The organism is Streptomyces tamarix (genome assembly GCF_032423885.1).
Taxonomy (GTDB): Bacteria; Actinomycetota; Actinomycetes; order Streptomycetales; family Streptomycetaceae; genus Streptomyces; species Streptomyces tamarix.
Genome location: NZ_JAWCTQ010000024.1, coordinates 76,650 through 103,386 on the forward strand (window position 1 = coordinate 76,650; position 26,737 = coordinate 103,386).

The window sequence follows — 26,737 nt, forward strand, 5'->3', positions numbered from 1 at the left end:
TACACGTCCACCCGCACCCCCCTCGGGCCGCGCCCCGACACAGGCGGGGGACCGATCCGTTGATCCCACAGTTCAGCCACGCCGAGTGGCCGGTCAGCGCCGACCGGCCGCTTCGAAAGGATCGCCCATGGAACCCCGCGGCTACCGCATGGTCATATCGACCCAGCAGGACTTCGTCACGGCTTCCGCCTACGCCGAACGCCAGCTCTACGCCTGGCTGGAGGGCAAGGGGTACGACACGTCGGCGCTCGACGAGGGCCGGAACGACATCGCCCCCCACGTGATCCTGGACTGCGACTCGTCGTCCGGCCGGCACGGCGCGCACACCCGCTGGCGGATGCGCGAGACGCCCTCACCGGAGGACGGTACCTGGCAGTCCACCCTGGTCGTCCGGGCGGACCCGAAGGACGACCGGCGCCGCACCTGGCTCCAGGTGGACATCGAGCACCGCCCCGCCTCCCCGGACCAGGTGCCCAAGCGCGCGAACACGCCCGGCGTCGCCCGTCTGCTCCTGGACTCGCTCGGCGCCCGGGACGGTCTCGCCGAGGTGAAGGCCACACCGGTCTTCATCGAGCCGGAGGACGTCGCGGAGGTCCTCGAGGAGCTCTGCGACGGCGAACGCCGTCTGCCCGTCGTCGTCGCGAGCGTCCCCTACGGCGTGGACGTGGACGACTGGGCGGAGTTGACCGTGGAGAGGGCGTACAAGTACCTCCCGGGCCTGGCCGTACTGTACGTGCTGTCCCCCGAGGCCCAGCCCGACTTCAACCGGGCCCTGGAGTTCCACCCGGTCTTCGGCGGCGGCATCCGCACGTACCTCCCCGGCCTCGACCCCGCCTGGAAGCCCGACGCCCAGCGCCACCCGGTGATGTCCCGCAGGACGATCGAGGCCAACGTGCACCGGGCGGCGTCCGTCCTCGCCTCGCTCCCCCAGCGCCTGGCCCTGCGGCAGCCCCTGCCCGGCGCCCTGGATTCCCTGCCGATCCTGCGGACCAGACCGCGCGCCCGGGAGCACGGTACGGACGTCCAGCGGCTGACCGGCGAGAACACGACGCTCCACGCGATGCTCAACGAGGCCGAGCAGACCGAGGCCGCGCAGGCGAAGAAGATCAGCGACCTCAACGCCGACCTCGACAAGGCGGAACGCACCACCCACGAACTGCGCGGCGAGAACGAGGAGTTGTACGACCAGTTCCAGCACGCGCAGCGGCAGGTCCGCTTCCTCCAGGAGAGGTTGGCGGAAGTCGGCCGGTACGGGGCCTCGTACGCGGTACCCGACGCGCCCGACATCACCTATCCGGAGACGTTCGCCGACCTGCTGGAGCGGTTCGGCGAACTGACCCACCTCGCCTTCACCGGCAAGGCCAAGCCCACCCGCGACCTCGACAGCCAGTCCGTGGACAACTGGCTGCGGGTGGCCTGGGACGCCCTGCTCGCCCTGAACCACTACGCCAGGGCGTCGGCCGGGGGTTCGGCGGGCGGTGACTTCCTGAGCTGGTGCAAGGGGGAGGAGTCACGCGACTTCCCCTTCCCGGCGGCGAAGGTGGCGATGCGCGAGTCCGACACCGTCGCCCGCACGGACAAGCTGCGCCGGGAACGCATGCTGCCGGTCCCGAGGAAGGTCCACGCGGACGGCGTGGTCTTCATGCAGGCACACCTGAAGATCGGCTCCGGGAACACCATCGCGCCCCGGCTGCACTTCTACGACGACGGGCCCCGGACCGGCCGCGTGTACGTCGGGTACCTCGGCCCCCACCTGCGCAACACCCTGACCTGAGGCTCCCGCCCCGTCGGCCCGGCCGCGCGCCGGGCCGACACCCGCACCGTCAGCGGTCCGCCGCGTACCGCACGAACCGCCCCCACCCCTCACGCCCGACCGCGAGGGCGGGACGGCCCGTGTCCTTGGAATCCCGGACGTGGACGGCCTGTTCGGTGAGGGCGACTTCCACGCAGTCGTCGCCCTGGCTGCCGCTGTAGCTGGACTTGAACCAGGCCAGTTCCGTCGTGCTCATAGCTCTCCTCGCAGTTGCTCCAACAGACCCCGCGAGACGTCGGAGTTCAGGGCCTGCGAGCGCAGTGTGTCATAGCGCTGTTGGAGGAGACTCACCTCTTTCGGGTCGGAGATGAGACGGCCGTTCTGCTGCCCCTCGGAGTACGCGAGCCGTTGCCCCTTGGGGGTCTCCAGCAGTCGGAGAGGACCGTCGAGGCACGCGTGTAGCCCGGCATTCAGCGGCACGATCTGAAGCGTCACATTGCGTGGTCTGCTGAGCTCAAGCACGTGGTCGAGCAGCTCCCGCATCTGAGCCCCGTCCCCGAACCGCCGCCGCAGCACGTGTTCCTCGATGATGAAGCTGAACGGCGTGGTCGACCGCTCGAAGATCATCCGCTGTCGCTCCATCCGCCTGTCCATGAAGCTCTCCAGCTGGTCATCCGGCGCCACCGGCACGGTGCCCTCGAACACCGCCCGCGCGTACGCCTCCGACTGCAGCAGTCCCGGCACCAGCCTGCACTCGTACGTGCACATGCTCACCGCCGCCTTCTCCAGCCGGGCCCACCGCCGGAACCACACCGCGAGGCCCGGTTCGCCGCGCGTCAGGTGGCGGGCCGCCTTCCGGAGCGCGCCGGTGTTGCCGAGGGCCTCCTCCGCCCGTTCCACGAACGCCTCGTCCGGCATGCGCCGGCCCAGTTCCACCGACTCCACCGTGTGCTTGGAGAACCGGATCCGCGTGCCGAACTCCACCCGGCTGAGGCCCGCGTGTTCACGCAGCGCCTGGACGACGGCGCCGAACGTCCGCAGGCTGTCCGACGGGGCGGGTTCCCGTTCCCCGTCGCCCGGCCCCGCCGGGCCCCACTCCCCCGCCCCTCCACCGGCCTCCCCCTCGATCACCGTCATACGCGGCCACCTCCACACACCTGCCCACACGAACGCCTGCGCTGGTCGGCCGATCTTCGCGGCGCGACCGATCAAGCGTGGCGGCAGGCACACCGTACTGTCCACCCTCAGTGCCCGTACGCTGACTCTGCGTACGGGGTGTGGCTCTCGCGCGGCAGCGGGCGGTCCCGCCACCGTGGCCCCATGAACCCGAGCACTTCGCAGCTGTCCCCCACAGCGCACGCCTTCAGCCAGCTGTTCTCCTCCACCCGCCGGGGCGCCCGGCTCGCGCGGCTGCTGGCGGTCCTGGAGCTCCACGCCTGGGGCTGCCCGCAGGACGCGTCCGAGCGCGCCGAGTGGATCGTCGCCGAACTGGCCGCGAACGCCGTCCTGCACGGGCGGGTCCGGGGGCGCGGCTTCCGGCTCGGGCTCGCCTTCGACCCGGGTACCGGGACGCTCCGCATCGAGGTGACCGACGCACGCGGCGAACGGGCGCCACACCTCGTGGACGCCGACGCCGACGGCGAGGGCGGTCGCGGTCTGCTCCTGGTCGGCGCGTTCGCCGACCGGTGGGGCAGCGCCGCCTATCCGCCCGGCGGCAAGACCGTGTGGGCGGAGGTGTCCGCCCATGGCGGCCCGGCCGGACGCGCAGTCCGTTCTCCGGGTCCGGTGCGTTCGTCCTGGCGGCCCGGCGTGGTCGGGTGAGCCCGTCTTCCCGGGTCCCGTCCCGGCCGTCGTGACCGGGGCGGCTCCGCGTACCGTGCGGCCGGTACCGCGCCGGGTCGGCGGGTGGTGGACCGCAGGTGCCGCGGCGGGCCGGTCGGGGTCAGGAGGCGGCCTGTTCGACGAGGGCGGCGATGCGCTGCTCGACGGCCGGGGTCAGGTCCGTGAGAGCGAAGGCGGTGGGCCACATCTCGCCGTCGTCCAGGTTCGCCGGGTCGTTGAAGCCGAGGGTGGCGTAGCGGGACTTGAACTTCCCGGAGCTCTGGAAGAAGCAGACGACCTTGCCGTTCTTGGCGTACGCCGGCATGCCGTACCAGGTCTTCGGGGCGAGGGACGGGGCGACCTTCTTGACGATGGCGTGGACGCCCTCGGCGAGGACCCGGTCCGTGCCCTCCATCTCCGCGATCTTCGCGAGGACGTCGGCCTCGCCGTCCGCCTTGGCGCGCGAGCCGCGGCCCTTCGACGCCTTCAGCTCCTTCGCGCGCTCCTTCATCGCCTCCCGCTCCTCCGCCGTGAAGCCGTCGTGGCCCTCGGCGGAGTCCTTCGCGGTGGTCTTGGCGGTGGTCTCGGCGGTGGTCTCGGTCGAGGTCTTGGTGGTCATCGCTGTTCTCCTCGTGGTGTGGATCGGTCGCGCCGTTTCAGACTAGGTTTCGGGGCCCCTGCCCGCTTCTCCGAAACTGACCGGATCAGCCGAGCCGTCGGCCGTCCCGCGCCGGCCCGGGGCCCGGGCGGGCCAGCCGTCCGCGAGCGGGCCCCGGGTGGCGGCTAGGGCGCGGGGACGGGGCCGGGGGCCGGGGCCAGGGCTCGGGGTCGAGGCCGGGGCGCGGGCCCCGGTCGATGGCCGGGGGCGAGGCCGGGGCTGGGGTCCCGGGCCGTCCCGCCGCCGGGGGCCGGGGTGGGCCGTGGGGATCCCGGGGCCGCCGCCCGGAGGCCGACGTCGTTCTCCGGCCGGGCGAGGGTGCCCTTCAGTCGCTCCCCGCGTCCGCGCGGCGGTGTGGCGGTGGGGCGGAAGCCAGTGCGGCGAAGCGGGCGCGCTCGGCCCGACGCTGCGTCAGATAGCCGTACGGGGACGTGCCGTACGCCAGCCGGAACCGGCGGCTCAGCTCCCCGGTCGCCATGCCCGCCTCCCTCGCCAGCGCCAGGACGTCCAGCGGCCTCGCGTACTCCCGGTCGATGCGGTCACGGACCCGGCGCAGCCGCGCCAGTTCGTGCAGCCGTATCGCCGCCGTGCGGGCGCGGGCCCACGCGGGACGGCACATGCGTACTCCCCCTCTTCCGTGACTCTCTTCCGTGACCCTCTCCGGGGCTGCCGTCAGCGGAGTTCCTGGATGCGGATCAGGTTGCCCGCCGGGTCGCGGAAGGCGCAGTCGCGCACGCCGTACGGCTGCTCGGTCGGTTCCTGGACGACCTCGGCTCCCCCGGCCCGCACCTTCTCGAAGACCTCGTCGAGGTCCGGGGCGGCCAGCAGGATCCAGCCGTACGTGCCCTTGGCCATCATCTCGGCGATCATGCGGCGCTCGTCCTCGGTGATGCCCGGATCGGCGGCCGGCGGGGCCAGGAGGATGGAGGTGCCGGGCTGGCCGGCGGGTCCGACCGTGATCCAGCGCATCTTGCCCTGGCCGACGTCGCTGCGGACCGTGAAGCCGAGGACGTCGCGGTAGAAGACGAGCGAGGCGTCCGGGTCGTCATGCGGCAGGAAGGTCGTGTGAATCGTGATGTCCATGCCCGTCACCGTAGGCGCGGACCGGCTCCCGCGCTTCTCCGATCCTGATCGTTTCCCGATCGGCCGCCCCGGGCGCACGAACGGGCCGCCGCGGATCCGGATCAGGGACGCCGGATCGCCCGGGCCACCCGGGCGATCCGGCCTGCCCGAGCGGTCCGGGCTACCAGGGCGGTCCGGCCTGCCCGGCCTGCCCGGGCGGTCCGCTCGTGGCTCGCCGAGGTGGGGTCCGGGTCGTGGACCGCGCGTTGCGGGGCAGGGAGCCGAATCGCCGCGCGGACCGCGGCAGCGTCCGGTACGGGGCCTGGCGCGTACGGGAGTTCGCGTACGGCTCGGGCACCCGGCCGGCAGGGCCGGTCGGCGGCGGTCTCCCCGGCCTCGGCCGGGAGGTGCCCCGGTCGGCGGCGTGCCGTCCAGGATCACGGGGGCTTCGCGGGAAGCGGCCCGCGCGGCCCCGGCGAGGCCGGGAGCGGGGGCGACCGGCTTCCCGGCCGGGAACCGCAGGACGAACCGGGCAGGTCGCCCCGGAGGGTCCTGCGGGCCCTGCGGGGAGACGAGCACACGAGGCTCCGGGCGGACGAGGTCGGTCCTGGGCGGCAGTCCTCTCCCAGGGGTTTCACCTCTTCCCGTATCCGCCCCTCACGCCCTCACGTCCACGCGCCCACCGCCCCCGGCAAGGGGGAAAACGACTCTCGGCGAGAAGGCGCGCCGAATACGCGTGCGCGATGCCGGACAGCCGCCGTACGCCGGGAAAACGGCAGGGCGAAGCAGCGGCGGGGAATTCCTCCGGTGGCCGCGCTTTCGGCCGGACATCGCTTTCCCGGAGCGTTTTCTCTCGCCTTCCGCCCGGCGTCGCCCACGGGCCGGCGCGAGGTGGTGCGGCGACTCGGTGCGGTAACCCGCACCGTAAGCGGAGTCGGCGGCGCGGGCGGGCCGGGCGCTCAGGGAAAGGGAGGCGCCAGGGTCACCGGGGTGGCCGCGGCGGCACCGGGGAAGAGCGGGCGCGGGGGCGCGTGGGACGGGAGGGGGGCGGACGGGTCCATCGGCTCTCCGGGCTCGTGGGGGGAGGGGGGCGGGCACGGTGGACAAGCGGATGCGAGAAGCCAGTTCGACGACACCACCATGTCCGGTATATCGAATGCGATTCGAGAAGCCGATCAGACCGTAAAACCCCGCCGAGAGCGCGTCAATGCCTCCGGCGCGCCGAATTCCCTTTCCCCCGCGCTCTCCGAACCCGAACCCGCGCGCCTCCCCTTCCGGCCGCTACGCCTTTACCCTGCGAGGCGATTGCGGATGTCGTCGACATTGACGGCCGCCCGTTCACGGAACTATGGTCTCGACGATTCGACGAACGCCGTTCGATATGACGAACAATTGGGTGCTGCCCCACCCCCTGCCGCCTCCGCGGCAGGCCGCCGGTGGTGAACGGCTCGGCGGGGCGGCGCCAGACACGCCACCCAGGTGCTCGACTCCCCTCTCCGCACGAGGAGACGTTCATGCGTGTCCGTACACCGCCCGGCGCCTCGGCGCACCGGCCCTCCCCCTGCCTGTCCCGACCGTTCGCGCCCGACGGGTGAGAACCCCGCCCACCGCGTTGCTCGTCCTCGGCCGCGGGGTGGCCGCCCGGGAAGCGGTGGCCCCGCAGTCCCGCGAGCACCCGCGCCGCCACCCGGGCCACCGGAACCACCAGCTCCGGCCCGACACCCCCGGACCGGCGAACCGTACGCCCCCGACCGGACCTTCCTCCTCGCCCGAGCCGTACGCCGGGCGTGCGAGCACACCCGTACCCAGGCCCTTGCGCGCCCTCGTCGAAAAGGTGCACCCATGTCCTCCTCCGTCAGCAGACGACGCCTCCTCCAACTCGCCGGGATCACCGCCGCGGCGACCGCCGCGGGCCCCCTCGCCGGCCACTCCCCCGCCCGAGCGGCCATCCCCCCGGCCCGGGCCGACATCGGCGCCCTGGCCTTCCCCTTCGACCTCGGCCAGGTCCGGCTGACCGCGAGCCGGTGGCTGGACAACCAGAACCGCACCCAGAGCTACCTGCGGTTCGTCGACGTCGACCGGCTGCTGTACAACTTCCGCGCCAACCACCGCCTGCCCACCAACGGCGCCTCCCCCACCGGCGGCTGGGAGGCTCCCGACTTCCCCTTCCGCAGCCACGTCCAGGGCCACTTCCTCACCGCCTGGGCGCAGGCGTACGCCGTGACCGGGGACACCGTCTGCCGGGACAAGGCCCTGTACATGGTCGCCGAGCTGGCCAAGTGCCAGGCCAACAACGGCGCGGCGGGCTTCGGCGCCGGATACCTCTGCGGCTACCCCGAGTCCGACTTCACCGCCCTGGAGGCGCGCACCCTGACCAACGGCAACGTGCCGTACTACACGATCCACAAGACCCTGGCCGGTCTGCTGGACGTGTGGCGGCACATCGGCAGCACCCAGGCCCGTGACGTCCTGCTGGCCCTGGCGGGCTGGGTCGACCGGCGCACCGGCCGTCTCAGTGCGGCGCAGATGCAGGCCATGCTGGGCACCGAGTTCGGCGGCATGAACGCCGTCCTGACCGACCTCTGCCAGCAGACCGGCGACACGCGGTGGCTCGCCGTCGCCCAGCGGTTCGACCACGCCGCGGTGTTCGACCCGCTGGCGGCGAACCAGGACAGGCTGGCCGGTCTGCACGCCAACACCCAGGTGCCGAAGTGGATCGGGGCCGCCCGCGAGTACAAGGCCACCGGCACCACCCGCTACCGGGACATCGCCACCAACGCGTGGAACATCTGCGTCGGCACGCACACGTACGCCATCGGCGGCAACAGCCAGGCCGAGCACTTCCGCGCCCCGAACGCCATCGCCTCTTACCTCCGGAACGACACGTGCGAGAGCTGCAACACCGTCAACATGCTGACGTTGACGCGCGAGTTGTTCGCCCTCGACCCGAACCGGGCCGCGCTGTTCGACTACTACGAGCAGGCGTGGCTCAACCACATGATCGGCCAGCAGAACCCGGCCGACCCCCACGGCCACGTCACCTACTTCACCCCGCTGAATCCCGGAGGCCGGCGCGGCGTGGGCCCCGCCTGGGGCGGGGGCACCTGGAGCACCGACTACACGACCTTCTGGTGCTGCCAGGGCACCGGCCTGGAGATGCACACCCGGCTGATGGACTCCGTCTACTTCCACTCCGGCACCACGCTGACCGTGAACCTCTTCGTCCCCTCGGTCCTCACCTGGACCCAGCGCGGGATCACCGTCACCCAGACCACGTCGTACCCGGCGAGCGACACCACGACCCTGCGCGTCACCGGCAACGCCACCGGCACCTGGGCGATGCGCATCCGCATCCCGAGCTGGACCACCGGGGCGACCATCAGCGTCAACGGCGTCGCGCAGAACATCACCACCACCCCGGGCAGCTACGCCACCCTGTCCCGCGCCTGGACCTCCGGCGACACCGTCACCGTCCGCCTGCCCATGCGCGTCGTCATGCGGGCGGCCAACGACAACCCCGGCGTCGCCGCGATCACCTACGGCCCGGTCGTCCTGTCCGGCAACTACGGCAACACCGCCCTCGCCTCCCTGCCCTCCCTGGACACGTCCTCGATCAGGCGGACCAGCTCCACCGCGCTCGCCTTCACCGCCACCGCGAACGGCGCCACCGTCCCCCTCGGCCCCTTCCACGACGCGCACGGCCACAACTACACCGTCTACTGGAACACCGGCGGCCTCGCCTCCGTCCGCCTCGCCAACGCCGCCAGCGGCCTGGTGCTCGGCGTCCAGGACATGTCCACCGCCGACGGCGGCCGGGCCCTGCAGTGGAGCGACTCCGGCACCGCCGACCACGACTGGGAGATGATCCCCGACGGCGGAGCCTTCCGCTTCCGCAACGTCCACAGCGGCAAGGTGCTCGGCGTGCTGAACATGTCCACGGCCGACGGCGCCGCCGTCCTGCAGTGGGCGGACAACGGCACCGCCGACCACCGCTGGACCCTCCTCGACCAGGGCGACGGCACCTACAAGATCCGCAACGTGCACAGCGGGAAGCTGCTCGCCATCGAGAACGGCTCCACCGCGATCGGCGCCTTCGCGGTCCAGGACTCGGACAACGGCACGGCCGACAACCGGTGGCGCATCGTGCGGTGACGACCGGCCGGCCCCCGTGCCCGCGCCGACGGCACCGGGCGGCGGCCACCGCCGCGGCGGGCGCTCCCGTAGCACCCGGCCGGCGGGGGCCGCCGAGCCGGCCGGGCGGCGACGGCGCAGGGGCGGTCGCGAGATCTCGCAGTACGATGCCAGGCCAGGCGACGTGATCTTCGCCTACTACACCTCGTCCAAGAGGTGGAACCACGCGGGTGTGGTCACCGTCAACAAGAGAGGGAACATCAGCATCACGCAACACGGAGCGGTCCACCACACGACACTGAACCAGTGGTTCTACAGGAACTCGAAGCTGAGCGCCATCAGCATCATCCGTCCCGGGAGCCGGAGTTGAGGCGCGTCGGCAAGTCGGTCTGCACGGCCGCAGCGCTCGTGTTGCTTCTCGGGGGCTGTGACTCCTTCTCCACCGACGAGACTCCCGAACGCGTCAAGAACGGTACTTCCCAGCTTGACCTGACCGTCACCGGACGCCCCACGCCCGGCAGTCTCTCCCTCACCGAGCACGTCCTGGCCCGTCTCAGGGCGCGCGATGCCGCCGGCTTGGCCGAGTTCGCCAGGAAGGACGGCGAGACGGAGAACGACGCGAAGCGCTGGGTGGCTCGCTGGGGGGACGCCGCCCAGCGCCCGGCCACGGCGGACTTCAGCCTCGGGGAGAAAGACGCCTCCGTCGACGTCCGCTTCACCGGAGAGCCCTCCACGTTGTCGCTTCTGTTGATGCCGGAGGACGAGGGCAACGCCTACGACGACAGGTACGTGGTCGTTCTCCGCGAGGACCGGTGACGTGATGGTCAAGCGCCCCGAGCGGCATCGCCCGGTCGGCCTCCACGTGCCCGGCCGTCGCTGAGTCCGCCAGCCGTCCCACGGCGACAGCGCAGGTCCTGTGCCCCCGGTCGGTCCCACCGGCCGGGGGCACAGGCGCACCAGAGCCGTGTCCCGGCGCACGCGCCCGGCGGCCCCGGCCACCACGGTCCCGCCGGCCACGAGACCGCCCTGGCGGTCCGGCCACCGCACCGGCGGTGCCCACCAGGCGGAACGCATCCCTCCCGGCATCCGGAGCGCCCCGCCCCGTCCCCTGCGGATGATCAGCGCTCCCGGTGCCTGCGACAATCGGGGCGCACCACCGGGTGGGGCTCGGAGCATGGGGGGATTTCCGTGACGCGAGACGAGTTGCTGAGCGCGCTGTCGGCGCTTCGGCGGGCCCAGATGGGCGGCCGGCGGGCGCCGCACAAGCCCCTGCTCGTGCTGTGGCTGCTGGGGAGGTTCGCCACGTCCGGCAGCACTGCCGTCGCGTACGACGAGGCGGAGGAGCCGGTCAGCCGGCTGATCAACGACTTCGGGCCCGCCGTGACCAGCCCCGCGCGGGCGCGGGAGCGGGCGGCGATGCCGTTCGTACACCTGGAGCGGGAGCTGTGGGAGCTGCGGGACCGGGACGGCAACGCGATCGGCCCGGACGCGCCGGAGCGGGGCGGTGCGCTGCGGGCCCGGGGGGCGCACGGCCGCCTCCGCCCCGACGTCGAGGCGCTGTTGGCCGACCCGGGCACGCTGACCGCGGCCGTACGCCTCCTGCTGGAGCAGCACTTCACCCCCGCGCTGGAGGCGCCCGTCTGCGACGCCGTCGGGCTCGACCTCGCCGTCGACCTCGGCGACGCCGCGTACGCCCCCGCCGGACGGAAGCGACGCCGGCGCCGGGCCGGTTTCGCCGAGGAGGTACTGCACGCCTACGCGTACGCCTGCGCCTTCTGCGGGTTCGACGGCGCCCTCGGCCGCAACCCCGTCGGCCTGGAGGCGGCGCACGTGCGCTGGCACAGCCAGGACGGCCCGGACGAGGCGAACAACGGCCTGGCCCTGTGCTCCCTGCACCACGCCCTCTTCGACCTCGGCGCCCTCGGGCTCCTGCCCGACCTCCGCATTCAGGTCTCCGAGCTGTACGTCGCCCGTGGCGCGGCCGGCCGCGCCGTCGACGAGCTCCACGGCCGTCCCGTCGCGGCGCCCCGCCCCGGACGCCCCACCGTCGACCCGCGGTTCGTCCTCTGGCACGGCCAGCAGGTCTTCAAGCGCCCCGGGGCCCAGGCCGCGTAGCCCTCGGCGGACACGTCGGCGCGGGGGCGGTCGTGTTCGTCGTCCGAGGTGCTGTTCCCCGGCGCCACGGCCTGCCGTTCGAGGCCCGGACGTCCTCGGGACCTCCGACCGCCGCGCCCTGCCGTTCGAGTCCGGGATCCCGCAACGTCACCGACCACCGCGCCCCCCTGGACCGCGGTGTGCCCAAGAGGCCGGAGACGAGGGCGGCCCCGCGCGGACGTCTCGTCCGCCGGGGGCACCGGGCCTGAGCGCCCGCGGACCTCTCGGCACGCCGTCGGGGCACCGGGCCGGGCCCTCCACGGTCCTCTCCGGCACACCCGCCGCGGGGCGATGGCGGTCGCCGCCCTCGTGCCCGGCGCCGCCCGCGCCGACGCGGCCGCACCGCTACGAGTCGTGAGTCCGTCCGGGCCCCGAGGAGCTCCACGGAGCGGCGCGCCCGCGCCGCGCAGGACACGGCCACCGGGGCCGGGGGCGCCGGGGCCGCCCTCCCCCGACACCCGGACGCCGGCGCCGACGGTAACCGGACGTGCGACGTCGGGAAACCGCCGGCGCTGTTCCAGGTCGCCACCGCGCGCGTGTGGGGGTGGCCCGGCTCCAGCCCGTCGATGTGCGCCGAGTCGGCCCTGGCCCCTGTCCCTTCGACGAACGCGCCGGGAGTGTCCTCGTCCCGGGTGACGACCTCGTGGCGTTCGATCGTCTCGGTGGGCTTGTCGGTCGGCGGTGTCCACGAGACGTCGACGCCGTGGCCCTGGTGACGATGACGGTCGGCGCCGGGGCGGTCCGTGCGGCGTGGCGGAGGGCGCGGGGCGTGCGCGCGGGCCCGCGCCCCCTTTGACCCGGGCTGGACGGACCGTAGTATCACCTGGTCATCGCCGCGACGGGAAACAGGAAGCCGGTGCGAATCCGGCACGGTCCCGCCACTGTGACCGGGGAGTACACCCTTCGACACGCCACTGCGCGCCGCGCGGGAAGGCCAAGGGAAGGAGCGTCGATCCGGGAGTCAGGACACTGGCCTGTCGCGGGCCCGTTCCGAGGAGCGCGGACTCCCCAGGAGGCTTCACGTGTACGACGGCACGTCCCGTCCCCCGCTGTTCACCCCTGCCCGCCGACGCCGCGCCCTGCGGGTGGCGGCCGCGGCCATGGCCCTGTCGGCGGCCCTGCTCGCCGCCGGCTGCGGATCGTCGCACGACACCGCCCGGGACCCGAGGGTCACGGCCCCGTCGGCCGACGGCTTTCCCGTCACCGTCGACAACTGCGGCGTGAGGACGACGTACGAGGAGCCGCCCTCCCGCGTCGTCACCATCCACCAGCACCCGGCGGAACTCATGCTCGCCCTCGGCCTGGGGGACCGCATGGTCGGCACCGCCTTTCCCGACTCCGCCGTCCTGCCCGAACTGCGGAAGGACTACGAGTCGATTCCACAACTGGCGGAGAAGGAACCGTCGTTCGAGACGGTCCTGGAGGCCGAGCCAGACCTCGTCTACGGCGGCTACGGCAGCGCCTTCGCCGGGAACGAGGGCCGCTCCCGCGAGGCGTTCACCGACGCGGGCATCGACACCCACCTCAACCGCGAGTACTGCGGCGAGAAGCGGGTCACGATGGACGACACCTACGACGAGATCCGCACCGTCGGCACGATCTTCGGCGTGCCCGACCAGGCGGACGAGTTGGTCTCCGACCTCCGGGCGCGGGTCGCCAGGGCCGCGAAGGCCGTCGAGGGCCAGCCCGCGGTGCCCGTCTTCGTGTACGACAGCGGCGACAAGGCCCCGTTCACCGCGGGTGGCAGGAGCCTGGGCACCGAAGTGATCCGGCTGGCCGGCGGCACGAACGTCTTCGCCGACCTCGACGACGTCTTCGGCGACGTCTCCTGGGAGCAGGTCGTCGAGCGCAAGCCGGAGGTCATCGCGATCTACGACTACGCCGGTGCCGGGAGTGTCGAGCGGAAGAAGGAGTTCCTGCTGTCGCAGCCCGCTCTGAAGGACGTGCCCGCCATCAGGAACAAGCGGTTCGTCGTCCTGCCGCTGACCGCCACCCTGGTCGGCGTGCGCTCCGCGTACGCGGTGGAGGACCTGGCCCGCGGCATCCACCCCGAGAGCTTCGCGTGACGGCCCCGGTCACCGGCACCGGCACCGGGCGGGTCGCGCGGCGGCGGCAGGGCGGCGGGCGGGCGGGCCGGGCCGGCCTCGCCGTCACCCTCGCCGCCTTGGCCGTCCTGCTGGTGCTCTCCGCCACGGCGGGCCTGGCCATCGGCTCGGTGCGGGTGCCGCCCGGCCAGGTGTGGGGCATCGTGACCCACGCGCTGGGCGCCGGTTGGTCGACCCCGGACTGGTCCGGGGCACGGGAGACGATCGTGCTGGACGTACGGGCGCCGCGGGTGCTGCTCGGCGCGGTGGCCGGCGCCGGGCTCGCCGTGGTGGGCACCGCCTTGCAGGCTCTGATCCGCAACCCGCTCGCGGAGCCCTACCTGCTCGGCGTCTCCTCCGGGGCGTCCCTGGGCGCCGTCGTGGTGATCGTGTTCGGGGTGACCCTGCTCGGTCCGGTGTCGCTGTCGGCCGCCGCGTTCGCGGGCGCGCTGGGCGCGCTGCTGCTCGTCTACGCCACCGCCCGCACCGGCGGCCGGATCACCTCCACGCGGCTGGTCCTGTCCGGGGTGGCCATCGCCGCGGTGCTCACCGCCGTACTGGACCTGCTGCTGCTCACCACCGACCGGGGCAACGAGGCCCGCGCGGTCCTCGCCTGGACCCTCGGCGGCCTCGGCGGCGTCACCTGGGACACCCTGTGGCTGCCCGGCGCCGCCCTCCTCCTGGGCACCGGCACCCTCATGGCGCAGGCCCGCAACCTGAACTTGCTGCTCGCCGGTGAGGAGGCCGCCACCACGATGGGACTGGACGTGGCCCGCTTCCGCGCCCGCATGTTCGTCCTGCTCTCCCTCGTCACCGGCACCCTCGTCGCGGCATGCGGACCGATCGGATTCGTCGGCCTGATGCTGCCGCACGCCGTCCGACTCGTCGTCGGCGGCGACCACCGCCGCGTCCTGCCGACGGCCGCGCTCGGCGGCGCGGTCTTCCTCATCTGGGCCGACATCACCGCACGCGTCGTCGCCGCCCCGATGGAGATACCCGTCGGCGTGCTCACGGCCCTGTGCGGCGGGCCGTTCTTCCTGTGGCTGATGCGCCGCGACGCCCGGCGGGCCACCGACCGGGGAGGGGCATGACCGCCACCGAACTCGTCATCGACGGCGTCACCCTCACCGCCGGCACGCACCGCCTGGTCCAGGACGTCTCCCTGACGGCCCGCCCCGGCGAGGTCATCGGCCTGGTCGGACCGAACGGCAGCGGCAAGTCCAGCCTCCTGCGCGCCGTCTACCGCGTCCTGCGCCCCACGGCCGGCCGGGTCAGCGTCGACGGCGCCGACGCCTGGTCGCTGCCCGTACGGCAACTCGCCCGGACGGTGGCGGCGGTGGTGCAGGAGGCGGGCGTCGACTTCGACCTCACGGTGCGTGAGGTCGTCGCGATGGGCCGCACCCCGCACAAGCGGCTGCTCGACGGGGACACCCCCCGGGACGCCGATCTGATCCGGTCGGCGCTCGCCGCGGTGGACGCCACCGACCTGGCCCACCGCCCCTTCGACCGGCTCTCCGGCGGCGAACGCCAACGCGTGCTCATCGCCCGCGCCCTCGCCCAGCAACCGTCCCTCCTCGTCCTGGACGAACCCACCAACCACCTCGACATCCGCCACCAGCTCGACGTCCTCGGCACCCTGCGGCGGCTGCCCGCGACGGTCCTGGTCGCCCTGCACGACCTCAACCTCGCCGCGTACTACTGCGACCGCCTCTACGTCCTGCGCGACGGCGAGGTCACCGCCTCCGGCCCGCCCGCCGACGTCCTCACCCCCCGGCTCCTCGCCGAGGTCTACGGCGTGACGGGCGAGGTCGCCATCCACCCCCGCACGGGCGCGCCCCAGGTGACCTTCCTCCCCGGAGCACCGCTCCCGACCGCCCAGGCCGAGGCGGATCCCTCCGTCCCGTGATCGTCGGTGCCGCGGCGACGGCCGACGGGTCAAAGACCCCTCACGGCGGGCTCCGGGATCACCGCGCACGGCTCGCTCCGGCCGCGCCGCGGTGCCGTGCCGGTGGCCCCGGTGCGCCGGGTGCCGGTGGGCTGAAGACCGGCGGCGTTCGCACCGCCTACTGGGACTGTCGCGCCGGGGGTTGCCGCGTGGACGGGCCCGGGACGGTACGCATAGCCCTGGACGGTGATCTCCGTGTCCCGCGCGTCGGGCACGCCGAGGAGGGAACAACCGGCCAGCAGCGCGGTCACGCGGCCGAGTGCGAGGGCGGCACGGGTTCGCGCGCGTCCACCACACCGCCTACTCCGACGACGGGGGCTTCAAGGCCGGCATGACGCTGCTGACGGCCGACCGTCCGCCGACCGCCGTCATGACCGGCGCGGACCTCGCCGCACTGGGCGTCTACCGCGCCGCCCACGAACTCGGCCTGCGGATCCCGGACGACCTGTCGCTCGTCGGCTACGACAACACCGCCCTCGCCGCCCTGGCGCCCGTCCAGTTGACCAGCGTGGACCAGGCGGGGCACACCATGGGGTCCGCCGCCACCCGGATGCTCGTCGAACGCGTGGAAGGCCGAAGGGACAGGGCCGTGCAGACCACGATGACCCCGCGACTGGTGGTGCGCGCCACCACCGCGGCACCGCGGGGGCGTTAGGCCGTGGACCGGCGGGCGGCGGCCGCGTCCGCGGCACACCGTGACCGTGGTCCCGAAGGGCGGGCAAAGACGACCGGGCGTCCCGTCCTCCAGGCCCTGTACGAAGCCGGTCTGCGCGTCCCGGAGGACATCGCGGTGGTCGGCTACGACGACATCGAGTTCGCCGCGTCCGCCGTCGTCCCGCTCACCTCGGTACGGCGGCCGGCCGTCGCCGTGGGGCGGCAGGCCGGCCGCCTGTTCATCGAGGACACGGCTGGCGGCCCCGCACGAACACGCCCATGTCGTGCTACGGCCGGAACTGGTCGTGCGCCGGTCCGCCACGGCGGTTCCGGCGCGGTGACCCCGGCCTGCCGCGGCAGGCCGGACCGCGCCCGCCGCAGCCGGCGGGCGGGGCGGCGGGGGCGGGCACGACGGCGCTCCGGAACGGGGAACGGGAGGTCGGTACCGGAGGGCAAGGGCGCCCGGCCGACGACGGACGCGGGTGCGGGGGCACCCGACGCACCACGATCATGCCCTCCGCCGACCGCTCTGCCCACCCCCGGCACGATCCGCGTTCTGGATGGCTTCGATCCATCCGGTGGATGGCCCGTGGCGGGACGCGCCCGCCCCGGGCCGGTTCACTCCCCGGGCGCGTCGGCCATCCGCCTGCCGACGCGGGCGACCGTCTCCCGCAGCCAGATGTGGGCCGCGTCGTGGGTGTGCACGGGGTGCCACCACAGGGCCTCCCGCAGCGGGACCGCCTCGTACGGCGGCTCCATCACGCGCACGGCGGTGAGGGGTGCGAGGATCCGGGCGAGGCGGGCCTGGACCAGGGCGATGCGCCGGGTGCCGGCCACCAGCAGCGGCATGATCTGGAAGCTGTCCACGGACACCTCGACCCGGGGTTCGATGCCGAGCATGCCGAGTTGTCGCACGGCGGGGGCGTCGTAGGTGCGCTGGTAGGTGACCCAGGGCAGTCGGGCCAGGTCCTGGCGGGTGAGGCGGTCGTCGACGCTCGGGTGGTCGTCGGCGACGAGGAAGACCCAGCGGTCGTCGTAGAGGTCGGTGGCGGGGAAGTCGCTGATGACGCCGTGCGGCATGAGCAGGCCGTCCGTGGCGCTCAGCAGGGTCGCGGTGTCGTCCACCACCGTGGTCGGGGTCTGCGCGAACCGCAGGCGGATGCCGGGGGCCTCCTCGTGCACGACGCGGGCGAGTTCGGCGCCGAAGACGGCGATGGCGTAGTCGGAGGCGATCAGCTTGAACTCGCGGCTCTCCCTGGCCGGGTCGAAGTCGGCCTGGCTGGCGAAGAGGCGCTCCAGCACGTCGTAGGCGGTGGAGGCCCGGTCGAGGAGGACCTGCCCGAGGGCGGTCAGCTCGTAGTGGCCGCCGACGCGGGCGAGCAGGTCGTCGTCGAAGTGGCGGCGGAGCCTGGACAGGGCGGCGCTCATGGCGGGCTGGCTGAGCCCGACGCGCTGCCCGGCGCGGGTGACGTTGCGCTCCTCCAGCAGGGCGCGCAGGGCGACGACGAGGTTGAGGTCCAGGCGGCTCAGATTCACGGGCTTTCCCCAGGTGTACGGCACTGACCAGGGAGAATCTACACCGTGGATGCCAGTCATCCACAGAATCGATTTCCCCGATCGCGGGCGGCGGGTCCAGATTGGTCCCACCGCAATCAGGAGGACATGTCCGTGAAACCTGAAGCCGCGTCCGCACTCTTCGCCGGACCCTTCGCCCTCGCCACCCTCTCGCTCCCGGACGGGCCGGTCTTCCCCGCCCTGGTCACCCCCGACGGCCGGGCCCTCGACCTCCGAGTCGCCTTCGACGACCGGGAGTTGACCGTCCGCGGTCTGCTGGAGGCGTGGGACACGGCCGCCGCGCGGCTCGCCGCGCTCGCCGGTGACGGCGGCCCGGGGAAGAGGCCGCTGACGGAGTTCCGGGTGCACGCGCCGGTCGAACCGCGCCAGGTGTTCCAGTCGGGCGCCAATTACCGGCAGCACGTGATCGACCTGCACGTCGCGCACCGGGCGCCGGGTGACGACCGCCCGGAGGAGGAGCGGCGCGCCGAGGCGGCGGAGATCATGGACCGGCGGGCGGCGGAGGACCTCCCGTACGTGTTCATCGGCCTGCCGAGCGCGATCACCGGTCCGTACGACGACGTCGTGCTCCCGGCCTGGGCCGAGCAGCCCGACTGGGAGCTGGAGCTGGCGGCCGTGATCGGCCGGGCCGCGTACCGGGTGTCCGTAGAGGAGGCGCTGGAGCACGTCGCCGGTTACACGATCGCCAACGACCTGACCGACCGGGCCACCGTCTTCCGCCGGGACATGCCGCAGATCGGCACGGACTGGCTGCGCAGCAAGAACGCGCCCGGCTTCACCCCGCTCGGCCCCTGGATCGTGCCCGCCGGATCGATCGCGGACCCCGGTGACCTGCGCCTCACGCTGAAGCTGAACGGCGGGACCATGCAGGACGAGTCCACCAAGGACATGATCTTCAACGTGGCGCGGATGGTCTCCTACGCCTCGCAGACCGCCCGCCTCCTCCCCGGCGACCTGGTGCTCACCGGCTCCCCCGCCGGCAACGGCATGCACTGGGGGCGCCTGCTGCGCGACGGCGACGTCATGGACGCCTCGATCACCGGGCTCGGCGCGCAGCGCACCCGATGCGTGGCGGAGGCGACCCGGTGACCCCGGACCGCACCGACCCGGAGGGCGCGATCGCCCGGGCCGCCGAGGCGTACTCGAACTGGGGCCGCTGGGGCGAGGACGACGTGCTCGGCACGCTCAACTTCCTCGACGAGGCCAAGCGCCGCGAGGGCGCCGCGCTGATCCGCCGGGGCGTCAGCTTCTCCCTCTCTCAGCGCTTCGACATCAACGGCCCGCAGAAGGGCTGGCGGCGGCGCACCAACCCGGTGCACACGATGCTGGACACCGGCACCGACGCCGCCCTCGGCAACCAGGGCCTCCCACACGGCATCGGCGGCGCCGACGACGTGATCACGATGCCGTTGCAGTGCTCCACCCAGTGGGACGGGCTCGGGCACATCTTCGACCACGGCAAGGCGTGGAACGGACGCCCGGCCGAGCAGGTCGTCACCTCCGACGGCGACCGGGTGACCGGCATCGAGCACATGGCCCCGCACGTCGCCGGTCGTGGTGTCCTGCTGGACGTGGGCCGGGTGATCGGCGAGGAGGGGGAGCTCCCCGACGGCTTCGCGATCACCTCCGAGCACCTGACGGCGACGGCCGAGGCGCACGGGGTGCGCGTGGGACGGGGCGACATCGTCCTCGTCCGCACCGGGCAACTCGCCCGCGTCCGCCGGTCGGGTTCCCCCCGCGCCGAAGGCGGCGGGGGAGGCTGGGGCGACTACGCGGGCGGCCCGGCACCCGGGCTGTCCTTCACCACCGCGGGCTGGCTGCACGGCAGCGAGATCGCCGCGCTCGCCACCGACACCTGGGGCTTCGAGGTCCGCCCGAACGAGTTCGAGAACGCCTTCCAGCCCCTGCACCAGGTCGTCATCCCCAACATGGGCCTGCTCATAGGCGAGATGTGGGACCTGGAGGAGCTGGCCGAGGACTGCGCGGCGGACGGCGCGTACGCGTTCTGGCTCACCGCCGCTCCCCTGCCCATCACCGGAGCGGTCGGCTCCCCCGTCAACCCGATCGCCGTCAAGTAAGCCCCCCAGGAAGCGCGGAACGAAGGAGTTCCCCATGAGCACACCCCGTACGGTCCTCGTGGTCGGCGGCGGCGCGGCCGGCAGCGCCGTGACGATCCTGCTGCGCCGCGCCGGCCTCGCGGTGGACCTGATCGAGGCCAAGGACGACTGGAACGCCACCGCCGGGTCCGGCATCACCCTCCAGGGCAACGCCCTGCGCGTCCTGCGGGAGCTCGGCGTGTGGGAGCGGGTGGAGGAGTCCGGCTACGGCTTCGGCTCCGTCGGCATCACCGCCCCCGACGGCACCGTCCTGCACGTCCAGGACGACCTGCGCACCGGCGGCGACGACCTCCCCGCCAGCGTCGGCATGCAGCGTCCCCGGCTCCAGCGGATCCTGATCGACGCCGTCCGCGCGAGCGGGGCCCGGATCCGCCTGGGCACCCGGGCCGAGACCTTCGAGCAGGACGCGGGCGGCGTCTCCGTCCGCTTCACCGACGGCACCGGGGGCCGCTACGACCTGGTGATCGCCGCCGACGGCCTCGGCTCCACCACCCGCACCGCGATCGGCATCCCCGACAGGCCGGAACCCACCGGCATGGCCATCTGGCGCATCGCCGCCCCGCGCCCGACGGGCGTGGTCCGCACCGACCTCGCCTACGGCGGCCCGGCCTACATCGCCGGCTACTGCCCCACCAGCGACACGACCCTCTACGCGTACGTCGTCGAGGCCAACCGCGACCGGGCCTCCATCCCGCCCGAGTCGTACGCGGACGAGATGCGCCGCCTGGCCCGCGCGTACGGCGGCCACTGGCCGGAGATCACCGGCCACATCACCGACCCGGCGCAGGTCAACTACGCCTGGTTCGACCGGCTGTTGGTGGAGGGCTCCTGGCACCGCGGCCGGGTCGTGCTGATCGGTGACGCCGCGCACTGCTGCCCGCCCACCCTCGCACAGGGCGCCGCCCTGTCCCTGGAGGACGCGTGGGTGCTCGCCCAGCTCCTGACCGGCGCCGACCACTGGGACGACGCGCTCCTCCGGGCGTACTACGAGCGGCGGATCGCCCGCGTCCGCCCGGTCGTCGAGGCGTCCGTGCAGATCGGGCGGTGGCAGCTCGACGGCGTGCGCGACGCCGACGTGCCCGGCCTGATGGCCCGCACCATGACGATGCTCCGGGAGCTGCCGTGACCGCCCACCCGTCGCCCGGCCACCACCCCTCGTCGAGCACCGGCGCGCCCCCCTCCCCCACCGTGGACGTGCACGCCCACGTCCTGCTGCCCGAGGTCGAGGCGCTGGTGGAGGGCCGGCCGGGGCTCGCCGGGGCGAGGGCGCTGGACGCCCGCCGCAACGGCCCCGCCGCGCTCGCCGTGAACGGCCCCATGGTCCGCGGGCGCCTCCCCCGGCTGACCGACGCCGCCGTGCGCCTGGCCGCGATGGACGCCCAGGGCGTGGACGTCCAACTGGTCAGCCCCTCCCCCTCTCACTACCACTACTGGGCCGACGAGGAGACCGCGGAGAAGCTGTACCGGCTCGCGGGCGAGGCGACGGCCGCGCACTGCGCGGCCGACCCCGACCGGCTGCGCGGCCTCGGCCTCGTGCCCCTGCAACACCCGGACCTGATGGTGCCCGCACTCGACCACGCCCTGGCACGGGGCCTGTCCGGTGTGGAGATCTCCAGCCACGCCCCCGGACGGGAACTGTCCGACCCGGCCTACGAGCCGTTCTGGACCCGCGCCGAGGAGACGGGCGCGGTCCTCTTCCTGCACCCCTTCGGGTGCACGCTCGACGAGCGCCTGGACCGGTGGTACCTGTCCAACACCGTCGGCCAGCCCACCGAGAACGCCGTCGCCCTCTCCCACCTGATCTTCTCCGGGGTCCTGGACCGGCACCCCGGCCTGAAGCTGATCGCGGCACACGGCGGCGGCTACCTGCCCACCCACATCGGCCGCTCCGACCACGCCTGGTCCACCCGCCCCGACGCGGGGGCGGGCTGCGCGCACCCGCCCAGCAGCTACCTGAAGCGGCTGTACTTCGACTCCCTCGTCCACGACCCGCACGTCCTGCGCGAGCTGGTCCGGGTCGCCGGGGCCGACCGGGTGCTGCTCGGCTCCGACTTCCCCTTCGACATGGGCACCGAGGACCCGGTCGGCGCGCTGCGCGCCGCGCGGCTGTCCGAAGCCGACTTCCACGCCGTACGGGGCGGCAACGCCGCCGCCCTCCTCCGGAAGGACTGACACATGCGCCTGCTCACCCACCTGCGGCACGTCGACCTGGCCGTGCCCGACTACGACAAGCAGCTCGACTTCTACGCGGGCGTCTGGGGCCTGACCAAGGTCGCCGAGGACTCCGGCATCTCCTTCCTGGCCGCCGAGGGCTCCCCGGAGCAGTACGTCGTCCGGTTGCGCAAGGCCGACGAGAAGCGGCTCGACCTCGTCTCCTACGGGGCCGCCTCCCGCGAGGACGTCGACGCCCTCGCGGAGGAACTCCTCGCGGGCGGCGTGCGGCTGATCTCCCGGCCGGGTGCGGTCGACACCCCCGGCGGCGGCTACGGCTTCCGCTTCTTCGACGTCGACGGACGCACCATCGAGGTCTCCGCCGACGTGGAGGTGCGGCGGCACCGCAAGATCGAGGAGAAGGAGTCCATCCCGGTCAAGCTCTCCCACGTCGTCCTCAACTCCCCCGACCTCGACCGCACCCGCGCGTGGTACGAGCGCCACCTCGGCTTCCGCCTCTCCGACACGCTCAGCTCCCCGCACATGGGCGAGGTCATGCACTTCATGCGGATCAGCACCCAGCACCACTCCATGGCCCTCGCGAAGGGCCCGCACACCTCCCTGCACCACATCTCCTTCGAGATGCGCGGCATCGACGAGTACATGCGCGGCTCCGGCCGCGTGATGCGGGCGGGCTTCCGGAAGATCTGGGGCCCGGGGCGGCACATGGCGGGCGACAACACCTTCACGTACTTCCTCGACCCGCACGGCAACACCGTCGAGTACACCACCGAACTGGAGGAGCTCGACGAGGACACCTGGCACCCGCACGTCTACGACTTCTCCCAGCCCGAGGTCACCGACCAGTGGGGCACCGCCAACCCCATGAACGAACTGGTCGCCAAGGAGTCGTTCAACGACCCCGACCGCGGCGTCTTCATCGCCCCGCCGGTCTGATCCCCCGACTCCGGGGGCGCGACAGCCCTGTCACCGCCCTGACTCACCCTGCCGCGCCCCCGGGCACCGGCGCGTTCCCGCCCGCGCCTCCCCCGGCTCCCGCGCCGATGGCGCCCGGGGGAGCCGCGCCCCCTCGACCGACCACTCCCGTCAGGAGCCGCCCCATGCGCTTCGCCTCCTACGAGCACCAGAACCGCCGCCGCGTCGCCCTCGTGGAGGAGGACGGCACCCTCTTCCCCCTGCCCGGCGTCACCTCGCTCACCGCGCTGCTCCAGGAGGGCGACGGGCTGCCCGGCCTGCTCGCCGCCGGCGCCGCGGCTCTCGACGTGCCCCCGGCCCGCACGTCTCCCAGGTCCGGCTCCTGCCCCCGCTCCAACCCGCCTCGGTGCGGGACTTCGTGACGTTCGAGGAGCACGTCGAAGGCGTCCGCAGGTCGGTGGAGGGCACGGGCGGCGTGCCCGAGCAGTGGTACGCGGCGCCGACCTTCTACTTCACCAACCCGCACGCGATCCACGGCCCCCACGACGGGATCCCGGTGCCGCCCGGCTCGGCCGTGCTCGACTTCGAGCTGGAGGTGGCCGCCGTCATCGGCCGCGAGGGCCGCGACCTCACGCCCGAGCAGGCCCGCGACCACATCGTCGGCTACACCGTCCTCAACGACTGGTCCGCCCGCGACCTCCAGTCCGCCGAGATGAGGGTCGGCCTCGGCCCCTGCAAGGGCAAGGACACCGCCACCACCCTCGGCCCGTACCTCGTCACCGCCGACGAACTGGAGCCGCGCCGCGACGCCGACGGCTTCCTGCGCCTGGCGCTGACCGCCGAGGTCAACGGCGAGACCGTCGGCGAGGACCTGCTGTCCAACATGAGCTGGACCTTCGAGGAGATGACCGCCTACGCCTCCCGCGGCACCCGCGTCGTGCCCGGTGACGTGCTCGGCTCCGGCACCTGCGGCAACGGCGGCTGCCTCGCCGAACTGTGGGGCCGGCGCGGCGAGCGGACCCCGCCGCCGCTGGAGCCCGGCGACACCGTCAGCCTCACGGTCGAGGGCATCGGCACGCTCACCAACACGGTCGTGCCCGGCGTCGAGCCGGTTCCCCTGCCGTCCGGCCGGCGCCGCACCCGGGAGCGACCGTGAACGCCCCGCACCCCGGCAGGCTGGCCGGCAAGGTCGTCGTCGTCACCGGCGCGGCCCGCGGCCAGGGCGCCGCCGAGGCCGAGGCCCTCGCGCGGGAGGGCGCCCGCGTCATCGCCACCGACGTCACCGACGCGCCCGGCTGCCGACGGCTCGACGTCACCCGCGAGCAGGACTGGGCCGACCTGGCCGACGACCTCCGCGCGTCGTACGGACAGGTGCACGGGCTGGTCAACAACGCGGGCATCACCTGGCGCGCCCGCCTCGGCGACGTGCGCCCCGAGGACATGGCCCGCGTCCACGCCGTCAACGTCACCGGCCCGCTGCTCGGCATCCAGCACCTCGCCCCGCTCATGCCGCCCGGCTCCGCCATCGTGAACGTCGGCTCCTCGGCGGCCCTCACCGCCCACTACCCGGTCGCCTACACGGCCAGCAAGTGGGCGCTGCGCGGCCTGTCGAAGACCGCGGCCCTGGAACTCGGGCCGCGCGGCATCCGCGTCAACACGGTCCACCCCGGCTACGTCGAGACCGACATGACCGCCCTCGCCGCCCCCGCCTTCCGCGAGGCCAACGTCCGCGAGACGCCGCTGGGCCGCACCGGAACCGTGGACGACGTGGCTCCGCTGGTCGTGTTCCTGCTGTCGGACGAGTCGTCGTTCATCACCGGCGCCGAGATCCCCGTCGACGGCGGGCTCACCGCGCACGGCGGCGTGAAGTCCGTCTCCGACGCGCTGCGCGCGGAGGCCGCGGACGCGTTCGGCGGCGCCGGCCTCGTCGTCGACGGCGGTCGGTCCGCCGTCCCGCCCGGCTCCCCCGGCTCCCCCGGCTGAAAGGAAACCCGCACATGGACAAGGTCCGCGACAGCGCCGCCGAGGCGGTCGCCGACATCCCCGACGGCGCCTCGCTCGCCGTGGGCGGGTTCGGCCTCAGCGGCGTGCCCGAGATACTGATCCGTGCCCTGCACGAGCAGGGCGCGAGCGGTCTGAGGGTGGTCTCCAACAACTGCGGCGTCGACGGCCGCGGCCTCGGCATCCTGCTCGCCGCCGGCCGGATCGCCCGCGTCACCGGCTCCTACGTCGGTGAGAACAAGGAGTTCGCCCGCCAGTACCTCAGCGGTGAACTGGAGGTGGAGCTGACCCCGCAGGGCACCCTCGCGGAACGCCTGCGGGCGGGCGGCGCGGGCATCCCCGCCTTCTACACCCCGGCCGGCGTCGGCACCCAGGTCGCCACCGGTGGCCTGCCCTGGCGGTACGCGCCCGGCGGCACCTCCCGGGCCGAGGCCGGGGAGACCGGGGAGACCGGGGAGGCCGGGGAAGGCACGGTCGCCGTCGCCTCCCCGGCCAAGGAGGTACGCGACTTCGGGGGTCGCCCGCACGTCCTGGAGCACGGCATCACCACCGACTACGCCCTCGTCCGGGCCTGGCGCGGCGACCGCCACGGCAACCTCGTCTTCCGCAGGGCCGCCGCCAACTTCAACCCGCTCGCCGCCATGGCCGGCCGCGTCACCGTCGCCGAGGTCGAGGAGCTCGTCGAGCCGGGCGAGCTGCGCCCCGACGAGGTGCACCTGCCCGGCATCTACGTCCGGCGGATCGTGGCGCTCACCGCCGACGAGGCCGCGGACAAGCAGATCGAACGCCTCTTGACGTCCGCGTCTCCGACACGAGGGATCGCCCACCCATGAGCTGGACCCGCGACCAGATGGCCGTCCGCGCCGCCGCCGAACTCACCGACGGCTCCTACGTCAACCTCGGCATCGGCCTGCCCACCCTCGTCCCCGGCAACCTCCCGCCCGGGGTCCACGTCGTCCTGCACTCCGAGAACGGCATCCTCGGAACCGGCCCCTACCCCACCGAGGACGAGGTCGACCCGGACCTGATCAACGCCGGCAAGGAGACCGTCACCGTCCTGCCCGGTGCCTCCTTCTTCGACTCGGCGCTCTCCTTCGGCATGATCCGCGGCGGCCACATCGACACCGCCGTCCTCGGCGCCATGCAGGTCTCCGCCCGCGGCGACCTCGCCAACTGGATGATCCCCGGGAAGATGGTCAAGGGCATGGGCGGGGCCATGGACCTCGTCCACGGGGCCCGCCGGGTCATCGTGCTCATGGAGCACACCGCCAAGGACGGCAGTCCGAAGGTCGTCGAGGAGTGCACGCTCCCCCTCACCGGCGAACGCTGCGTCCACCGGATCATCACCGACCTCTGCGTCCTCGACGTCACCGGCGACGGCCTCGTCCTCGTCGAGACCGCCCCCGGGGTCACCGTGGAGGACGTGAAGACCCGCACCGACGCCCCCCTCCACGCGGACGGCGCCGCTGCCGCCCGCTGACCCGGGGCACCCCGCACGACCACGGCCGCGGCGGGCCTGCTCCCGGCCCGCCATGCGCACGGGGGCGGCCCCTCCCCCGTACCCCCCGGCCGTTCGGGCCGGTCCGCCCGGGCTGCTGCCGGGTCCACCGCCCACCGGGTGCCGGACGAACTGCCGGCTCGGGGGCGGTGGACCGACGCGCAGGGGCGTCACCGCGTCGGGTTGCGGCTGTGGGA

The 26,737-nt window shown here is 73.6% G+C and carries 22 protein-coding genes, 3 pseudogenes and 1 riboswitch; of the genes and pseudogenes, 19 read left to right on the top strand and 6 right to left on the bottom strand.

Annotation, left to right across the window (positions count from 1 at the left end):
- Positions 1 to 127: 127 nt before the first annotated feature.
- A complete protein-coding gene (locus RND61_RS19515) occupies positions 128 to 1,774 on the top strand; it encodes a hypothetical protein (RefSeq protein WP_315879290.1) in 1,647 nt (548 codons plus the stop codon).
- A gap of 49 nt (positions 1,775 to 1,823) precedes the next feature.
- On the opposite strand, the gene RND61_RS19520 is transcribed toward RND61_RS19515, so the two are convergent.
- Positions 1,824 to 2,009 carry a DUF397 domain-containing protein gene (locus RND61_RS19520; RefSeq protein ID WP_315879291.1) on the bottom strand — a complete coding sequence of 62 codons (186 nt, stop codon included), beginning with the start codon at positions 2,007 to 2,009 and terminating at the stop codon, positions 1,824 to 1,826.
- Positions 2,006 to 2,890 (bottom strand): helix-turn-helix domain-containing protein, encoded by an 885-nt coding sequence (locus RND61_RS19525; RefSeq protein WP_315879292.1) that lies wholly within the window; start codon positions 2,888 to 2,890, stop codon positions 2,006 to 2,008. The genes RND61_RS19520 and RND61_RS19525 overlap by 4 nt, the downstream gene beginning before the upstream one ends.
- Positions 2,891 to 3,073: 183 nt before the next feature.
- Between RND61_RS19525 and RND61_RS19530 the strand changes: the two genes are divergently transcribed.
- Positions 3,074 to 3,574, top strand: a complete 501-nt coding sequence (locus tag RND61_RS19530) for an ATP-binding protein (RefSeq protein ID WP_315879293.1) — start codon at positions 3,074 to 3,076, stop codon at positions 3,572 to 3,574.
- 121 nt (positions 3,575 to 3,695) lie between these two features.
- On the opposite strand, the gene RND61_RS19535 is transcribed toward RND61_RS19530, so the two are convergent.
- The 3 genes and pseudogenes from RND61_RS19535 to RND61_RS19545 form a co-directional block, all read right to left on the bottom strand.
- Positions 3,696 to 4,193: an iron chaperone gene (locus tag RND61_RS19535; RefSeq protein ID WP_315879294.1), complete on the bottom strand. Its 498-nt coding sequence runs from the start codon at positions 4,191 to 4,193 to the stop codon at positions 3,696 to 3,698.
- Between the two features lie 427 nt (positions 4,194 to 4,620).
- Positions 4,621 to 4,851: pseudogene (locus RND61_RS19540) on the bottom strand (AraC family transcriptional regulator); the annotation flags it as partial.
- 53 nt (positions 4,852 to 4,904) lie between these two features.
- Positions 4,905 to 5,315: a VOC family protein gene (locus RND61_RS19545; RefSeq protein ID WP_315879295.1), complete on the bottom strand. Its 411-nt coding sequence runs from the start codon at positions 5,313 to 5,315 to the stop codon at positions 4,905 to 4,907.
- Between the two features lie 1,821 nt (positions 5,316 to 7,136).
- Here RND61_RS19545 and RND61_RS19550 point away from each other — a divergent pair.
- From RND61_RS19550 to RND61_RS19585, 8 genes and pseudogenes are all read left to right on the top strand, one after another.
- A complete protein-coding gene (locus tag RND61_RS19550; protein ID WP_315879296.1) occupies positions 7,137 to 9,446 on the top strand; it encodes a beta-L-arabinofuranosidase domain-containing protein in 2,310 nt (769 codons plus the stop codon).
- A gap of 285 nt (positions 9,447 to 9,731) precedes the next feature.
- Entirely contained in the window at positions 9,732 to 10,241 is a 510-nt protein-coding gene (locus tag RND61_RS19555) for a hypothetical protein (protein ID WP_315879297.1), read from the top strand.
- Between the two features lie 372 nt (positions 10,242 to 10,613).
- A complete protein-coding gene (locus RND61_RS19560) occupies positions 10,614 to 11,540 on the top strand; it encodes a phosphorothioated DNA-binding restriction endonuclease (RefSeq protein WP_315879298.1) in 927 nt (308 codons plus the stop codon).
- 851 nt (positions 11,541 to 12,391) lie between these two features.
- Positions 12,392 to 12,571: riboswitch (cobalamin riboswitch) on the top strand.
- A gap of 30 nt (positions 12,572 to 12,601) precedes the next feature.
- Positions 12,602 to 13,645, top strand: a complete 1,044-nt coding sequence (locus RND61_RS19565) for an ABC transporter substrate-binding protein (RefSeq protein ID WP_315879299.1) — start codon at positions 12,602 to 12,604, stop codon at positions 13,643 to 13,645.
- Positions 13,642 to 14,754, top strand: a complete 1,113-nt coding sequence (locus RND61_RS19570) for a FecCD family ABC transporter permease (protein ID WP_391653762.1) — start codon at positions 13,642 to 13,644, stop codon at positions 14,752 to 14,754. Before RND61_RS19565 ends, RND61_RS19570 begins: the two co-directional genes overlap by 4 nt.
- On the top strand, positions 14,751 to 15,569 hold the full coding sequence (locus RND61_RS19575; protein WP_315879300.1) for an ABC transporter ATP-binding protein: 819 nt from the start codon (positions 14,751 to 14,753) through the stop codon (positions 15,567 to 15,569). The genes RND61_RS19570 and RND61_RS19575 overlap by 4 nt, the downstream gene beginning before the upstream one ends.
- A 298-nt stretch (positions 15,570 to 15,867) precedes the next feature.
- Positions 15,868 to 16,263 (top strand): substrate-binding domain-containing protein, encoded by a 396-nt coding sequence (locus tag RND61_RS19580; protein WP_315879301.1) that lies wholly within the window; start codon positions 15,868 to 15,870, stop codon positions 16,261 to 16,263.
- 84 nt (positions 16,264 to 16,347) lie between these two features.
- Positions 16,348 to 16,603, top strand: a pseudogene (locus RND61_RS19585) (substrate-binding domain-containing protein); the annotation flags it as partial.
- A gap of 277 nt (positions 16,604 to 16,880) precedes the next feature.
- On the opposite strand, the gene RND61_RS19590 reads toward RND61_RS19585, so the two are convergent.
- Positions 16,881 to 17,798, bottom strand: a complete 918-nt coding sequence (locus tag RND61_RS19590; RefSeq protein WP_315879302.1) for a LysR family transcriptional regulator — start codon at positions 17,796 to 17,798, stop codon at positions 16,881 to 16,883.
- A 126-nt stretch (positions 17,799 to 17,924) separates the two neighbouring features.
- On the opposite strand from RND61_RS19590, the gene RND61_RS19595 reads away from it, so the two are divergent.
- From RND61_RS19595 to RND61_RS19635, 9 genes and pseudogenes are all read left to right on the top strand, one after another.
- Entirely contained in the window at positions 17,925 to 18,926 is a 1,002-nt protein-coding gene (locus tag RND61_RS19595; protein ID WP_315879303.1) for a fumarylacetoacetate hydrolase family protein, read from the top strand.
- Positions 18,923 to 19,915, top strand: coding sequence for a cyclase family protein (locus RND61_RS19600; protein WP_315879304.1), 993 nt, complete (start codon positions 18,923 to 18,925; stop codon positions 19,913 to 19,915). The genes RND61_RS19595 and RND61_RS19600 overlap by 4 nt, the downstream gene beginning before the upstream one ends.
- Positions 19,916 to 19,949: 34 nt before the next feature.
- Positions 19,950 to 21,080 (top strand): FAD-dependent oxidoreductase, encoded by a 1,131-nt coding sequence (locus tag RND61_RS19605; protein WP_315879305.1) that lies wholly within the window; start codon positions 19,950 to 19,952, stop codon positions 21,078 to 21,080.
- Positions 21,077 to 22,126 carry an amidohydrolase family protein gene (locus RND61_RS19610; protein WP_315879306.1) on the top strand — a complete coding sequence of 350 codons (1,050 nt, stop codon included), beginning with the start codon at positions 21,077 to 21,079 and terminating at the stop codon, positions 22,124 to 22,126. Before RND61_RS19605 ends, RND61_RS19610 begins: the two co-directional genes overlap by 4 nt.
- 3 nt (positions 22,127 to 22,129) lie before the next feature.
- Positions 22,130 to 23,062 carry a VOC family protein gene (locus RND61_RS19615; protein WP_315879307.1) on the top strand — a complete coding sequence of 311 codons (933 nt, stop codon included), beginning with the start codon at positions 22,130 to 22,132 and terminating at the stop codon, positions 23,060 to 23,062.
- A gap of 164 nt (positions 23,063 to 23,226) precedes the next feature.
- Positions 23,227 to 24,197 (top strand): annotated as a pseudogene (locus tag RND61_RS19620) (fumarylacetoacetate hydrolase family protein).
- Complete coding sequence (locus tag RND61_RS19625; protein ID WP_315879308.1) at positions 24,194 to 25,024, top strand: SDR family NAD(P)-dependent oxidoreductase; 831 nt, start codon at positions 24,194 to 24,196, stop codon at positions 25,022 to 25,024. The pseudogene RND61_RS19620 and the gene RND61_RS19625 overlap by 4 nt, the downstream one beginning before the upstream one ends.
- Positions 25,025 to 25,038: 14 nt before the next feature.
- Positions 25,039 to 25,875: a CoA transferase subunit A gene (locus RND61_RS19630; protein ID WP_315879309.1), complete on the top strand. Its 837-nt coding sequence runs from the start codon at positions 25,039 to 25,041 to the stop codon at positions 25,873 to 25,875.
- Positions 25,872 to 26,522 carry a CoA transferase subunit B gene (locus RND61_RS19635; RefSeq protein ID WP_315879310.1) on the top strand — a complete coding sequence of 217 codons (651 nt, stop codon included), beginning with the start codon at positions 25,872 to 25,874 and terminating at the stop codon, positions 26,520 to 26,522. The genes RND61_RS19630 and RND61_RS19635 overlap by 4 nt, the downstream gene beginning before the upstream one ends.
- Positions 26,523 to 26,737 lie beyond the last annotated feature (215 nt).